Origin of the sequence: Phenylobacterium sp. (assembly GCF_037138395.1) — a bacterium.
GTDB lineage: Bacteria > Pseudomonadota > Alphaproteobacteria > Caulobacterales > Caulobacteraceae > Phenylobacterium.
On the sequence record NZ_JBAXIM010000066.1, the window covers coordinates 1 to 13,521 of the forward strand.

A 13,521-nucleotide genomic window follows, 5' to 3' on the forward strand; every position below is an offset into this window, starting at 1 on the left:
TGCATGACCCCGCTGGCATCGCCAGCTGAGACCATCTGGAAACCCAGGGCGGCGGCCTGGGGAACCTCGGTCGCCATGGCGGCGGCGGCGTCCAAGTTGGGATTGGGATCGCTCATACCTCCCGTTTGCAGCGACGGAGGGAACGGGTCAATGCGCCGTCAGTCCCCGGCGACCTCGGCGGCGAGGAAGGCGGACAGGTCGCCGCCGGGAAAGAGGAGGCTGCGCACCCCCGCCCGCTGGCCAGCCTCAAGATCGATGGGCTTGTCCCCCACCATGACCGAGCGCGCGGCGTCCACTGGCCAGTCGGCCATGGCCCTCAGGAGCATGCCGGGATTGGGCTTGCGGTCCGGGGGGTCAGGGTGGCGATAGCGGTCCTCCAGGGCCTCGGGATGGAAGGGGCAGTAGTAGAAGGCGTCGATCCGCGCCCCCGCCGCCGCCAAATCCGCCTCCATCCGGGCATGCACGGCCAGGACGTCCGCCTCGGAATAATAGCCCCGCCCGACCCCGGACTGGTTGGTGACCACGAAGACCCACCAGTCGCGGGCGTTGAAGGCCGCCACCGCCTCCCGGGCACCCGGAATCCAGCAGAAGTCCTCCCAGCGGTGGACATATCCGCGGTCCTCGTTGAGGACGCCGTCGCGGTCGAGGAACAAGGCGGGCCGGAGCAGTCTGGACACAGCCCTAAGTCTAACGTCATTCCGGGCTGCTGGCGATTTCCCTTCCGCGCTCTCATCCCTATGTCCCCGCCAAGCCGACCGGAGCCCAGAGTGAGCCAAGCCCCCCTCCCGCCTGTCCTGACCATCGAGGACCTGCACATCGACTTCCAGACCCGGGACGGGTCGGTGCCGGCGGTCCGGGGCGTCTCGCTGGAGGTCCTGCCCGGCGAGACCCTGGGGGTGGTGGGCGAGAGTGGCTCTGGCAAGAGCCAGACCTTCATGGCGGTCATGGGCCTGCTGGCCCCCAACGGCCGGGCGACCGGGTCGGTCCGCTTCGAGGGCCAGGAGATCCTCGGGGCACCCGGCCGGCGGCTCAACGGCATCCGGGGTGCCGGCATGGGAATGATCTTCCAGGACCCCCTGACCGCCCTGACCCCGCACCTGCGGATCGGCGACCAGCTGGGCGAGCCCCTCCGTCGCGGGCGGGGCCTGTCGGCAAGGCAGGCCCGGGCTGAGGCCCTGCGCTGGCTGGACCGGGTTCGTATCCCGGATGCAGCCCGTCGGCTGGACCAATATCCCCATGAGCTGTCCGGCGGCATGCGCCAGAGGGTGATGATCGCCGGCGCCATGGCCTGCTCACCCCGCCTGCTGATCGCCGACGAACCCACCACAGCCCTCGATGTGACGGTCCAGGCCGAGATCCTCGACCTCATGGAGGAGCTGACCCGGGAGAGCGGCGCTGGCCTCGTCCTGATCACCCACGACATGGGGGTGGTGGCACGCCTGGCCGACCGGGTCTGCGTGATGAAGGACGGCACCTATGTGGAGGCCGGTCCCGCTGCAGAGGTCTTCGCCCGCCCGCGGACCGACTATGCCCGGAACCTGCTGGCAGCCGCGCCCCGTCTCGACCGGCCGGACCGCGGGGGCCGTCCCGCCCCGGTGCCCGTCGTTGCGGACGCCCCCATCGCCGTCGAGGCGAAGGACGTGAAGGTCTGGTTCCCCGTCCGCCAGGGCCTGTTTGGCCGGAAGGCCGAACTCCGGGCCGTGGACGGCGTCAGCCTGGAGATCCGGCAGGGCGAGACCCTGGGCGTGGTGGGCGAGAGCGGCTGCGGCAAGTCGACCCTGTCCCGGGCGGTCCTGCGCCTGATCCCCCGCACCGCCGGCGCCATCACCCTGCTGGGCCGGGACATTCCCGAGGCGGACCGGGAGGCCCTGCGCGCCGCCCGCCGCGACCTGCAGATCGTCTTCCAGGACCCGCTCGCCAGCCTCGACCCCCGCATGCCCGTGGGCGATTCCATCGCCGAGCCCCTGGGCGTCTTCCGGCCGGACCTCGACCGGGGGGGCCGGGAGGTCGCGGTCCGCGCCATGATGGAGCGGGTCGGCCTGTCCGCGGACCTGATCAACCGCTATCCGCATGAACTGTCCGGGGGTCAGAATCAGCGGGTGGGCATCGCCCGGGCCATGATACTCAAACCCCGGGTGGTGGTCTGCGACGAGGCAGTCTCGGCCCTCGATGTCTCGATCCGCGCCCAGATCATCGACCTGCTGATCGACCTCCAGGGGGAGTTCGGCATGGCCATGATGTTCATCAGCCATGACCTGGCCGTGGTGCGGGAGATCAGCCACCGGGTCATGGTGCTCTACCTGGGGCGGGTGGTAGAGCAGGCACCGGCCGACCGCATATTCGAGGACGCCCGTCACCCCTATACCCGCGCCCTGCTGTCCGCCGCCCTGATCCCCGATCCCGCCGTCGAGCGGCGGCGTCCCCGGGTGCGCCTGACCGGGGAGCTTCCGAGCCCGTTAGATCCCGAGGGCGCTCTTCGCTTCCTGCCTTCACGCCGGGGCCAGACCCCGGTCTACGCCCCCCGGCTGGAGGCCGTCGCCCCTGGCCACTGGGTCAGTGAGTTCGATCCGCCCGCCTGACCGGGAAGGCGGCGGTGCTTTCCCTTTTCAGGCGGAGCGACTAGGGAAGACCCCCTGAAACCCGCAGGTCTGCCATGAGCCTCTCCCTCGCTGATGTCCGCGCCGCCGCCGAGCGTATCGTCGGCCGTGTCGAGCGCACGCCCATGCGCCGGTCGCAGACCCTCTCCGAGATCACCGGGGCCGAGGTCTGGGTGAAGTTCGAGAACCTGCAGTTCACCGCTGCCTACAAGGAGCGCGGGGCCCTCAACACCCTGCTGCAGCTGTCGGCCAATGAGTCCCAGCGGGGCGTCATCGCCGCCTCGGCCGGCAACCACAGCCAGGGTCTTGCCTACCACGCCGCGCGCCTGGGCGTGCCGGTGACCATCGTCATGCCCCGCAGCACTCCCTTCGTGAAGGTCCAGCAGACCCGCGCCTTCGGGGCCGAGGTGGTGCAGGAGGGCGATACCTATGACGAGTCCGCCGCCATCGCGCGGAAGCTCTGTGACGAACGCGAGCTGACCTTTGTCCACCCCTTCGATGACCTGAAGGTCATGGCCGGCCAGGGCACGGTGGCCCTGGAAATGTTCGAGGAACAGCCCGACATCGAGGTCCTGCCCGTGCCCATCGGCGGCGGCGGCCTGATCGCCGGCTGCGCCACCGTGGCCAAGTCCATGAACCCGAATTGCCGCGTGATCGGCGTCGAGCCGGCCATGTATCCGTCCTTCACGGCGCGCATGCAGGGCGTCGAGGCCATCACCGGCGGGGCGACCATCGCCGAGGGCATAGCTGTCAAGCGGGTCGGCGACCTGACCTACCGGATCGCCCGCCCTCTGATCGACGAGGTCCTGCTGCTCGAGGAGCCCTTTCTCGAGCAAGCCGTGGCCCTGTTCTGCAACGTGGAGAAGACGGTCGCCGAGGGCGCCGGCGCGGCGGCCCTCGCCGCCCTCCTGGCCTATCCGGACCGGTTCCAGGGCAAGAAGGTCGGGGTGATCCTCTGCGGCGGCAACATCGACACCCGCCTTCTCGCCTCGGTCCTCACCCGCCAGCTGGTCCGGGACCAGCGCCTCGTTTCCCTTCGGATCATCGGCGACGACCGCCCGGGGCTCCTGGCCAATGTCTCGGCCCTGATCGGCCAGATGGGTGCCAATATCGTCGAGGTGGCCCACAACCGCCTCGCCCTCGACGTTCCGGCTAAGGGCGCGGAGTTCGACATCATGATCGAGACCCGCGATGCCCGGCATACGGAGGAAATCATTGAGGCCCTCAGGGCTCGGGGCTATCCCCCCCGTACGGTCTGAAGGAGATGCCCATGCGCCTGTCCGCCCTTGCCCTCATCGCCAGCCTTGCCCTCATGGGCGCCTGCCAGCGCGGGCCCGACCCCCAGGTCCTGGCCGCCAACGCCGAGGCCGGCAAGGCCTTCCTGGCCAAGAACGCCGCAGCGCCCGGCGTGAAGACCCTGCCCTCTGGCCTGCAGTACACGGTGGTCCGCTCCGGTCCGGCCGACGGCGTGCGGCCCCTGCCCGGCGACCAGGTCAAGGTCCACTATGAGGGCAAGCTCCTCTCCGGTGAGGTGTTCGACAGCTCCTACGATCGCGGCGTCCCCGCCGTCATGCCCCTGGACGGCCTGATCCCTGGCTGGGTCGAGGCCCTGCAGCTGATGCGGCCCGGCGACGAGTGGCGGATCTTCGTCCCGCCCGCCCTCGGCTATGGCGAGGAGGGCGGTGGCCCCATCCCGCCCGGCGCGACCCTGATCTTCCGGATCGAGCTGATCGATTCGCTTCCCGGCCCCCGGCGCGCCTCAGGGGGCTGAGTCGCCGCTTCGCCGCGCACGGCGGATCACCACCCGCCGGCCGAGGAGGTCGAGGGGATTCCAGGTCATGGCCCGGGCGATGTCCCAGGAGGAGGCCCTGCGCATCGCCTGAGTGCGTCGGCGGGCGGCGAAGGCCGCAGGCAGGTCGGCGAGGGCCGCCCGGGCGCCCCTCAGGTTGGGTCCCAGCCGCCCCTGTCCCGCCAGCCTTAGGAACAGGATGGCGGTGGCCAGGGCGTGCAGGGGCAGGGTCAATCCGAACAGCAGGGGCGGGGTGTCCTTGATGAAGACCCGGATGCGGTTGCGCGCGCCATGGAAGCTGGCGAAGTCGGACCCCGCCCCACCGGTGGACGCCGAGCCGACATGGTCGACCACGGCGTCGGGGATGACCCTGCAAGCGCCCCCCGCCAGCCGGATGCGGTAGCCCAGGTCGACGTCCTCGCAGTACATGAACAGGTCCTCGTCGAACCCGCCCATGGCCTCGAACAGGGACCGCCGGATGAGCATGGCGCCCCCGCAGGCCGAGAAGCATTCGCCTTCTTCCACTGGACCGGGATCGACCAGTCCATAGCCGCCACGATAGGGGATACCGGGCAGGCTCATTACGTCGCCTAGGCCGTCAAGCCGACCCTCCGCCCCCGCCAGGGTCTGGCGGCAGCCGAAGCACCCAACACCGGGATTGCGCGCGGCCCCGGCGAGCAGGCGCTCCAGCCAGTCGGGGGCAGCGAAGGCGTCGGGATTGACCAGGGCCAGCCAGTCACCCCTGGCCTGCAGGGCGCCGAAATTGACCCCGGCGGCGAAGCCCAGATTGGCGCCCGCCTCGATGAGCCGCACCTGCGGCAGGGTCTTCGCCGCCGCCTGGGGCGCGCCGTCCGTTGAGGCGTTGTCGACCAGCAGGATCTCCAGGGGCGGTGCGGTCTGCCGGGCCAGGGCCAAGAGGCACCGGGCAAGGTCGTCCCCGGACTGCCAGGCCACGACAATGACGCTGACAGAGGCCTCGGAAGGCCTGTCAGGCTTGTCTTTCGCCGCGTCCCGCGCCATGCGTCGCACCCTTCGCGGCCTCGCCGCCCGTTTCCGGGAATTCCATGACGATCCTGACGCCCCTGGCCCTTCCCGAGGTCCTGCTTATCACGCCCCGCCGCCATGGCGATGCACGCGGATGGTTCTCCGAGACCTGGAGTCGCCGGTCCTTGGCCGCAGCTGGCCCCGACATCGAGTTCGTCCAGGACAACCAGGCTTTCAGCGCCCGCAGCGGCACCGTCCGGGGCCTTCACTTCCAGACGGCGCCCCACCCCCAGGCCAAGCTTGTGCGGGTCCTGGCCGGCGCCATCCTCGATGTCGCCGTCGACCTGCGTCCGGGCTCGCCCACCCGGGGACACTGGGTCTCGGCCCGGCTGACCTCCGAGGGCGGTGAGCAGCTCTTCGTGCCCCGGGGCTTTGCCCACGGCTACTGCACCCTCTGCGACGACGTCATGCTGGCCTACAAGGTCGACGGCGACTATGCGCCGCAGACCGAGGGCGGCGTGATCTGGAACGATCCCGACCTCGCCATCGACTGGCCGGTCTCGCCGGACCAAGCCGTCCTTTCGGCCAAGGACCTTGTCCTGCCCCGCCTCGCTGATCTTCCGCCCCTGTCCTTCTGAGTCCCCCACATCCAGGCGCTGCATGTCCGAAGACAACGAAATCCTGACACTCCTCGACCTGGAGACCCTGGACACGGACCTCTTCCGGGGTTTCAACCCGCCCTTCGAGACCCGCCGGATCTATGGCGGTCAGGTGGTGGCCCAGGCCCTGGCCGCCGCCTACCGGACAATCGAGGACCGGGTCTGCCACTCCCTGCACAGCTATTTCATCCGTCCCGGGAACCCGAAGCTGCCGATCCTGTTCCAGGTCGACAGGGCCCGGGACGGCGGGTCGTTCAGCGTGCGCCGGGTGGTGGCCATCCAGAACGGCAAGCAGATCTTCAACCTGGCGGCCTCCTTCCAGGTTCCCGAGACCGGCTTCGAGCACCAGCTGCCCATGCCCGAGGTCCCGCCCCCGGAAGCCCTGAAGACTGAGGAAGAGCTGCGCGCCGAGGCCGGCCTCGACGTAACGACCCGACGGATCTGGCCTGTGGAGCTCAAGCCCTGCGATCCCGTCCCCCACGGCGTCGTCGGCGTCCGCGAGCCGGTGGACATGTGCTGGTTTCGCACCCGCCTGCCCCTGGGCACCGACGTCGTGGTCAACCAGTGCGCCCTGGCCTATGGCTCGGATATGACCCTGATGGACCCCTCCCTGCGTCCGCACGCGGTGGACTGGGACAGCGGACGGCTACAGGCGGCCAGCCTGGACCACGCCATGTGGTTCCACCAGCCGACCGACTTCCACGACTGGCACCTCTTCGTCCAGGACAGCCCCTCGGCCTCGGGCGGGCGGGGCTTCAACCGGGGCCAGATCTATGCCCGGGACGGAAGGTTGGTGGCCGAGGCCGCCCAGGAGGCCCTGATCCGCTGGCGCTGACGCTGCGTCATGGTGGCCCGCCGGCGAAAACCGTGACAGCGTGCCAGACGGTTTCGGCGGGGGGAGCTCATGGACCCTATCCTTCATCACTACGACGCCTCGCCCTTCTCGGAGAAGGTGCGGATCGTCTTCGGCATGACCGGCCAGGCCTGGTCCTCGGTGATCACCCCCAACATCATGCCCAAGCCGGACCTGACGCCGCTCACGGGCGGCTACCGGCGGGCGCCGGTCCTGCAGGTCGGCGCCGACGTCTACTGCGACTCCCAGGCCATCCTCGATGAGCTGCAGAGGCGCTCGCCCCTGCCCGGTGACCGGGGTCTGGCGGGCCTGAGGGGCATCAACCTCTGGGCCGACAGGCTGTTCTTCCAGGCCACGGTTCCGGTGATCTTCGGGGAACTGGGTCACCTGACGCCCAAGGCCTTCATCGCGGATCGCGAGAAGCTGTCGGGGCGGCCCTTCGACGTGGGGGCCATGGCCCAGGCGGCGGGCCCCATGCGGGTCCAGTGGCGGGGTCATGCCGCCTGGATTGACGATGCCCTGGGCGAGGCACCCTTCCTGGCGGGCGAGCGCCCCGGCCTGGCGGACGCTGCCGCCTGGATGAACATCTGGTGGCTGAAGGGCGCCCTGCCCGACACCTATGCCCGCCTGACCGCCGGCCTTGACCAGCTGGAAGCCTGGCGTGCCCGCATGGCGGCGATCGGCCATGGCGTGCGCAAGGACATTACCGGGGCGGAGGCCCTGAGCGTCGCCCGCAGCGTCCGGCCCGCAGACCCGCCGCCCCATGACCGCGACGACGCCCTTGGCCTGTCCCCCGGCGATCCGGTGGTGGTCATGGCCGACGACTATGGCCGGGATCCCATTTCGGGAACCCTGGTGGCGGCTCGCCAGAACCGGCTGATTCTGGCGCAGGAGACCCCTGACCTCGGCCGCCTGCACCTGCATTTCCCCCGGGTCGGCTACATCGCCATGCCCGGCAAGACCTGAAGGAGACTTCCATGGACGACCGCATCCAGGTGACCCTCGACAACGGCGTCGCCGACGTCCGTCTGGTCCGTACCGACAAGATGAACGCCCTCGATGACCGCATGTTCCAGGCCCTCATCGACACGGGCGAGCGCCTCAAGACCGACAAGGGCGTACGGGCCATCGTGCTCTCGGGCGACGGCCGGGCCTTCTGCGCGGGCCTCGACATGGGCAACTTCGCCAAGATGGCCTCCGGCGAGCGCCGCGGCGGGGCGGGCCTCGTTACCCCCAAGCGCACCGAGGGCGGGTCCAACCACGCCCAGCACGCCGTCATGGTCTGGCGTGAGCAGACCGTCCCGGTGATCGCCGCCATCCATGGCGTGGCCTTCGGCGGCGGATTCCAGCTGGCCCTGGGCGCTGACATCCGCTTCGTCACCCCGGACGTCCGCATGGCAGTGCTCGAGATCAAGTGGGGCCTGGTGCCCGACATGGCGGGCCTGGTGCTGATGAAGCGGCTGGTGCGTGACGACGTTGCCCGGGAGCTCACCTATACGGGCCGGGTCTTCAATGGTGAGGAGGCCCAGCGCCTGGGTCTTGCCACCCGCGTCTGCGCCGATCCCCGCGCCGAGGCCCTGGCCCTGGCGGCCGACATCGCCTCGAAGAACCCCGAGGCTATCCGGGCCGGCAAGCGCCTCCTGGACTTCGCGCCGGACGCCGACCAACACGCCATCCTCCTCGCCGAGAGCCAGGAGCAGGGCGCCCTGATCGGCTCGCCTAACCAGGTCGAGGCGGTGAAGGCGGCCATGGAAAACCGGGTGGGCGTCTACGCCGACTGAAGCGCCGCCCACTCTGCGCGGACATCCGGGTCGGTCTCGGCGTCCGCATAGCCGCGGGCAAGGTCGAGGACCTCCGGGCGCGGCAGAAGTCGCCCCAGCGCCCAGACCGCGGCCCCCCGCACCAGGGGCGAGGCGTCCTCCAGCCGCGCCCTTGCGGCCGGGACCAGGGCCAGATCGCCGGAATTGCCGATGGCGTAGAGGACATTGCGAAGGAACCGGTCCCGGCCTGTGCGCTTGACCGGCGAGCGCGCGAACCGGGTCCGGAAGGCGGCGTCGTCCAGGCCCGCCAGCTCGGCCAGTGCAGGGGCCGCCAGGTCGTCCCGGGCCGCCAGCCTCTGCTCGCGTCCGGCCTGGGCGAACTTGTTCCAGGGGCAGACCGCCAGGCAGTCGTCGCAGCCATAGATCCGGTTGCCCAGGCCGGGCCGCAGTTCCGGATCCACCGGCCCCTTGTGCTCTATGGTCAGGTAGGAGACGCAGCGCCGGGCATCGAGCTGGTAGGGGGCAGGGAAGGCCGCTGTCGGACAGGCATCGAGGCAGGCCCGGCACTGGCCGCAATGGTCGGTTTCGGGCGCGTCGGGCGTCAGTATGGCCTCGGTGAGGATCACGCCGAGGAAGAGCCAGGAGCCGAAGTCGCGGCTGACCAGGTTGGTGTGCTTGCCCTGCCAGCCCAGGCCCGCCTGCTGGGCCAGGGGCTTCTCCATCAGGGGGGCGGTATCGACGAAGACCTTCAGCCCGGCCCCAGTCCGTGAGGCCATCCAGCCCCCCAACTGCTTGAGCCGGCCCTTGATGACGTCGTGATAGTCTTCCCCCTGAGCGTAGACCGAGATGAGGCCGCGGTCGCGCAGGGCCAGGCCCTCCAGGGGATCGGCTTCGGGACCGTAGTTCAGGCCCAGGACGACCGCGCTGCGGGCGTCCGGCCAGAGGGAGCGGGGGTGGGCGCGCCGGTCCGCCGTGGCCGCCATCCAGTCCATGTCGCCCTGGCGTCCCGCCTCCAGGAAGGCCTGCAGCCGGGCGGTGGCTGGCCAGGGCGCATCGAGCCCGGTGAACCGGCAGACCTCAAAGCCCAGCCCGGCCGCCCGGCGGCGGATCTCTTCCCGGGGGTCAGAAGTCGAGGTCGTCATAGTGCGCCGCTGGGGCCAGTCCGGGCCAGCGGTCGGCAAGGATGGGACGAAAGGCCGGGCGGGACTTGAGCTTCATGTACCAGGTCTTGACCGCCGGATATCCGTCCCAGGGGACATCCCCCAGGTAGTCGATCACCGACAGGTAGGCGGCACCGGCGAAGTCGGCCAGGGACAGGCGCCGGCCCGCCAGCCAGTCCCGGGCCGACAGCAGGGCCTCCAGATAGGCCATGTGGTGGCGAAGGGCGTCCCGACCCTGGCGGAGAGCCGCCAGGTCCGGCGCCCCCAGGCCCAGAAGCCGCTTTTCCATCTTCTCGTGAAGCAGGTAGCCCGCCACCTCCAGGTCGAACTTGCGGTCGAACCAGAGCACCAGGCGCCGGGCCTCGGCGCGCTCCTCCGGCGCCCGTCCCAGGAGGGGGGGCTCGGGGCAGGTTTCCTCCAGGTGGTCGAGGATGGTCCGGGACTCGCAGAGCACCAGCCCGTCCTCCACCATGACCGGCGTTACCCCCGAGGGGTTGAGGTCCAGGAAGGCATCGGGCTGCTCCCAGTAACGGACCGTCTGCTCGGTGAAGGCGAGGCGCTTCTCGCCCAGGACGAGGCGCACCTGGCGGGAGGCGGGGTCCAGCGGGAAGTGATGCAGTATGCGTTCGGTCATGCCTGGCCCGCGGGGCGTCGTGAGTCTGCGAACATCAAGCGGATCAGACCTTAAGGGGCCGTTTACTCTGCAGCTGTGACTTCCGCGAAAGCCCCGCCATGGGGTTCGGCTATGCCCCTCGGATCCGGATGGATCAGGATGTCAGCCATGGGGAAGGCCGCCAGGAGTCGCCGCTCGGCCTCGACGATGACCTGGTGGGCGTCCGCCAGGGTCAGCAGGGGCTCCAGGTCTACGTGCATCTGCATGTGCACATAGGGCCCAGAGGCTCGGGTGCGCAGCTGGTGGACGTCGCTCAGGCGGGGGTCCTGGGTGACCAGCTCGACAATCCGGGCGCGTTCCGTCGCCGGTAGCTCCTGGTCCATCAACTGCACTGCGGCCTCGCGGAAGACGCTGATGGCACCCCACAAGAGCAGGCCGGCAATCAGCAGGGCGGCCGCGCCGTCCAGGCCCTGGATTCCGAGCCAGGCCGAAGCCGCGATCCCGGCCAGGGCCGCAAGGTTCGAGGCCAGATCCGAGGCGTAATGCGCCCTGTCGCCGCTGACCGCCACCGAACGCGTCCGCTTCAGGACCCAGGTCTGGGCGGTGATCAGGCCAAAGGTCATGACGATCGAGAAGACCATTACCGCCAGGGCCCAGCCCTCCGCCGCAATGGGCTCGGGGTTAAGCAGGCTGTGGATGGCCTCCTGCCCGATCAGGGCCGCCGAGGCGAAGACCAGGCCGGCCTGCAGGAGGCTGGCGAAGGCCTCGGCCTTGCCATGGCCGAAGCGGTGGTCATCGTCCGGCGGCACCGCCGCATAGCGGACGGCGAAGAAGGTGATGGTCGAGGCGACGAGGTCGAGGGTCGAGTCCGCCAGGGAGGCGAGCAGGGCGACCGACCCTGACGCCATCCAGGCAATGGCCTTGACCGTGACCAGCAGGGCGGCGACGCCCACCGACAACAGGGTGATGCCCCGGGTCAGGCTGGCGGGTGGCGGGTCAAAAGATCTCAGTTCGGACGACATGACGCCCCTTCTACCCTTCGGGCCGCCTTCAGCCAATCCACCCCGCAGATCAGGCCACCCCGGGGATCAGGCGGCAGCCTCATCCGGAGCCCGACACCGCGTAGGCCCTCAGGACGTCCAGGGGGACGACGGCGAGGGTCTCCTCGTGGGTGGCTTCCAGGACCACGCCCGGGGCCGCCCCGGCGTCGAGGGCCTCCTTCCAGCGGGGCGCGCACAGGCACCAGCGGTCGCCGGGCTTCAGGCCCGCGAAGCGGTAGGCGGGGACCGGCGTCGTCAGGTCGTTGCCCATGGCGTTCGAGAAGGCGAGGAACTCGGCGGTCACGACGGCACAGACCGTGTGCAGGCCGACGTCTTCCGCGCCGGTCTCGCAGCAGCCGTTGCGGTAGAAGCCAGTTACCGGGTCCAGGCCGCAGGGGTCGAGGGGTCCGCCGAGTACATTAAGGGCGTCGGGGTCGTAGCGGGTGATCATGGGCTCATCATAGTCTAGAACGGCCCGGTCCGGCGACCCTTCTCGCTGCGCCACGGAGACCCGAGATGAGCCCCGCCCGCCCCCGCCGCAGCGCCCTCTACATGCCGGCCGGAAATCCCCGCGCCATCGAGAAGGCGCGGAGCCTGGCCTGCGACGTAGTCATCCTCGACCTGGAGGACTCGGTGGCCCCTGAGGCCAAGCTGGCGGCCCGTGACCTTGCCGTCGCCGCCATAGCCCAGGGCGGCTTCGGCCGCCGCGAGCTGGTGGTCCGGGTGAACGGCCTCGACACCCCCTGGGGTGAGGCCGACCTTGCTGTCGTCTCCGCTGGCGCGGTGCGGCCCCATGCGGTCCTTGCGCCCAAGGTCTCGACGCCGGCGGACGTCGCCGCCTACGCCGCCCGCCTGCCGCACGGCGTCGACCTGTGGATCATGGTCGAGACCTGCGCCAGCCTCTTCGCCCTTGACCGCCTGGCGGCCTCGGGCGGACCCTTGTCGGCCCTCGTCGTCGGGTCGAACGACTTGGTGAAGGAGATGCGCTGCCAGGTGGACGCCGAACGTCGCCCCCTGCAGGCGGCCCTGTCCCTGACGGTGGCCGCCGGCCGCGCCTTTGGGCTGACAGTCCTCGACGGGGTCTGGAACGAGATCGCGGACCTCGGCGGCCTTGAGGTCCAGTGCCGGCAGGGCGTCGAGTTTGGCTTCGACGGCAAGACCCTGATCCATCCCGACCAGATTGCCGCCGCCAACCAGGCCTTCTCTCCGGATCCGGAGGAGGTGGCCTGGGCGCAGATCGTGGTGGCCGCCTTCAAAACGGCGGAAAGTGCCGGCAAGGGAGTCCTGCGGGTCGAGGGCCGGATGGTCGAGCGCCTGCACCTGGAGCAGGCCCTTCGCCTGCTGGAGATCGCCGGAGCCCTTGAAGAGGCATGACCCCGCCCCGCGTCCGCGCCGCCCTCCTGGCGTTCGTCCTGATATTCGCACCGGCCCTCGCCAGTGCCCAGCCGGTTGATCCCATCGGCGACCTTCTGAAGTCTGCGCCGCCGGCGCCTTCCCAGCCTTCTGACGAGGACGAAGAGGCCGGGGGCGTTGACCTGGACCTGCCGGACGCCGCCCCGAACACGCCGTCCCGTCCCGGCCCGGTCTCCGTTCCCGGGCAGCGCGTCCTGGTCGACGACCACAATCGCACGCCCGAGCCGCCGCTGACCTCCGCCGAGCGCGGCTATGAGTCGAGGATCCGAGCGGGCTTCAGCGCTGCGGAGAACCGACAGGGCGCGCTTGAGGGTCGCTGGCTGGTGCGCAGCCAGGCCGGCACCCTCTACGCCTTCCAGTTGATCGATTCCGGATCGGGAACCCTGGACGGGGCCTGGAGCGACCCGCGCCGCCCGGGCGCCTTGACCGGGTCCGGCTACATCCGGTCCGCCAGCCGCAGCCCCGACCGTCTGACCCTCAGCTTCGAGGCCCCACCCCACCGGGGTGCGGTGCAGCTTCAGCTGCGTGCAGAACCCGCCGGCCAATGGTCGGGCGTCCTGTCCGAGGATGGGGTCGAGGTGTCCGTGCGCATGCAGCGCGACTGAACCGGGCTCAACGCGGACCGCGCCCGGGCGGCGCGGGTCGCTCCAGGC

At 70.3% G+C, this 13,521-nt stretch carries 15 protein-coding genes; 9 read left to right on the forward strand and 6 right to left on the reverse strand.

Annotated elements, in window-relative coordinates; genetic code table 11:
• Positions 1-158: 158 nt before the first annotated feature.
• A complete protein-coding gene (locus WCJ52_RS07005; protein WP_336902589.1) occupies positions 159-677 on the reverse strand; it encodes an HAD family hydrolase in 519 nt (172 codons plus the stop codon).
• A gap of 90 nt (positions 678-767) precedes the next feature.
• On the opposite strand from WCJ52_RS07005, the gene WCJ52_RS07010 reads away from it, so the two are divergent.
• The 3 genes from WCJ52_RS07010 (at position 768) to WCJ52_RS07020 (ending at position 4,368) form a co-directional block, all read left to right on the forward strand.
• On the forward strand, positions 768-2,579 hold the full coding sequence (locus WCJ52_RS07010; RefSeq protein WP_336902590.1) for a dipeptide ABC transporter ATP-binding protein: 1,812 nt from the start codon (positions 768-770) through the stop codon (positions 2,577-2,579).
• 74 nt (positions 2,580-2,653) lie between these two features.
• Positions 2,654-3,856 (forward strand): threonine ammonia-lyase, encoded by a 1,203-nt coding sequence (locus WCJ52_RS07015; protein WP_336902591.1) that lies wholly within the window; start codon positions 2,654-2,656, stop codon positions 3,854-3,856.
• Positions 3,857-3,867: 11 nt separating this feature from the next.
• On the forward strand, positions 3,868-4,368 hold the full coding sequence (locus tag WCJ52_RS07020) for an FKBP-type peptidyl-prolyl cis-trans isomerase (RefSeq protein ID WP_336902592.1): 501 nt from the start codon (positions 3,868-3,870) through the stop codon (positions 4,366-4,368).
• Here WCJ52_RS07020 and WCJ52_RS07025 read toward each other — a convergent pair.
• Positions 4,357-5,406 carry a glycosyltransferase family 2 protein gene (locus tag WCJ52_RS07025; protein WP_336902593.1) on the reverse strand — a complete coding sequence of 350 codons (1,050 nt, stop codon included), beginning with the start codon at positions 5,404-5,406 and terminating at the stop codon, positions 4,357-4,359. The two genes, WCJ52_RS07020 and WCJ52_RS07025, sit on opposite strands and share 12 nt — an antisense overlap.
• Positions 5,407-5,450: 44 nt before the next feature.
• On the opposite strand from WCJ52_RS07025, the gene rfbC reads away from it, so the two are divergent.
• The 4 genes from rfbC (at position 5,451) to WCJ52_RS07045 (ending at position 8,663) form a co-directional block, all read left to right on the forward strand.
• Positions 5,451-6,008 carry a dTDP-4-dehydrorhamnose 3,5-epimerase gene (gene rfbC / locus WCJ52_RS07030; protein ID WP_336902594.1) on the forward strand — a complete coding sequence of 186 codons (558 nt, stop codon included), beginning with the start codon at positions 5,451-5,453 and terminating at the stop codon, positions 6,006-6,008.
• Positions 6,009-6,030: 22 nt separating this feature from the next.
• A complete protein-coding gene (locus WCJ52_RS07035) occupies positions 6,031-6,864 on the forward strand; it encodes an acyl-CoA thioesterase II (RefSeq protein ID WP_336902595.1) in 834 nt (277 codons plus the stop codon).
• A 69-nt stretch (positions 6,865-6,933) separates the two neighbouring features.
• Positions 6,934-7,848, forward strand: coding sequence for a glutathione S-transferase family protein (locus WCJ52_RS07040; RefSeq protein ID WP_336902596.1), 915 nt, complete (start codon positions 6,934-6,936; stop codon positions 7,846-7,848).
• Positions 7,849-7,859: 11 nt separating this feature from the next.
• Entirely contained in the window at positions 7,860-8,663 is an 804-nt protein-coding gene (locus tag WCJ52_RS07045; RefSeq protein WP_336902597.1) for a crotonase/enoyl-CoA hydratase family protein, read from the forward strand.
• Here WCJ52_RS07045 and queG read toward each other — a convergent pair.
• The 4 genes from queG to WCJ52_RS07065 all read right to left on the reverse strand — a co-directional run bounded on the left by queG (position 8,651) and on the right by WCJ52_RS07065 (position 11,906).
• Positions 8,651-9,784 carry a tRNA epoxyqueuosine(34) reductase QueG gene (gene queG / locus WCJ52_RS07050; protein ID WP_336902598.1) on the reverse strand — a complete coding sequence of 378 codons (1,134 nt, stop codon included), beginning with the start codon at positions 9,782-9,784 and terminating at the stop codon, positions 8,651-8,653. The two genes, WCJ52_RS07045 and queG, sit on opposite strands and share 13 nt — an antisense overlap.
• Positions 9,765-10,436, reverse strand: coding sequence for a glutathione S-transferase family protein (locus WCJ52_RS07055; protein ID WP_336902599.1), 672 nt, complete (start codon positions 10,434-10,436; stop codon positions 9,765-9,767). Before WCJ52_RS07055 ends, queG begins: the two co-directional genes overlap by 20 nt.
• 62 nt (positions 10,437-10,498) lie before the next feature.
• Positions 10,499-11,437, reverse strand: coding sequence for a cation diffusion facilitator family transporter (locus tag WCJ52_RS07060; RefSeq protein ID WP_336902600.1), 939 nt, complete (start codon positions 11,435-11,437; stop codon positions 10,499-10,501).
• Positions 11,438-11,516: 79 nt separating this feature from the next.
• Positions 11,517-11,906, reverse strand: coding sequence for a DUF2237 domain-containing protein (locus tag WCJ52_RS07065; protein WP_336902601.1), 390 nt, complete (start codon positions 11,904-11,906; stop codon positions 11,517-11,519).
• Between the two features lie 65 nt (positions 11,907-11,971).
• Here WCJ52_RS07065 and WCJ52_RS07070 point away from each other — a divergent pair, with 65 nt between their 5' ends.
• Together WCJ52_RS07070 and WCJ52_RS07075 are read left to right on the forward strand one after the other, a co-directional pair.
• Positions 11,972-12,829 carry a CoA ester lyase gene (locus WCJ52_RS07070; protein ID WP_336902602.1) on the forward strand — a complete coding sequence of 286 codons (858 nt, stop codon included), beginning with the start codon at positions 11,972-11,974 and terminating at the stop codon, positions 12,827-12,829.
• Positions 12,826-13,473: a hypothetical protein gene (locus WCJ52_RS07075; protein WP_336902603.1), complete on the forward strand. Its 648-nt coding sequence runs from the start codon at positions 12,826-12,828 to the stop codon at positions 13,471-13,473. The genes WCJ52_RS07070 and WCJ52_RS07075 overlap by 4 nt, the downstream gene beginning before the upstream one ends.
• Positions 13,474-13,521 lie beyond the last annotated feature (48 nt).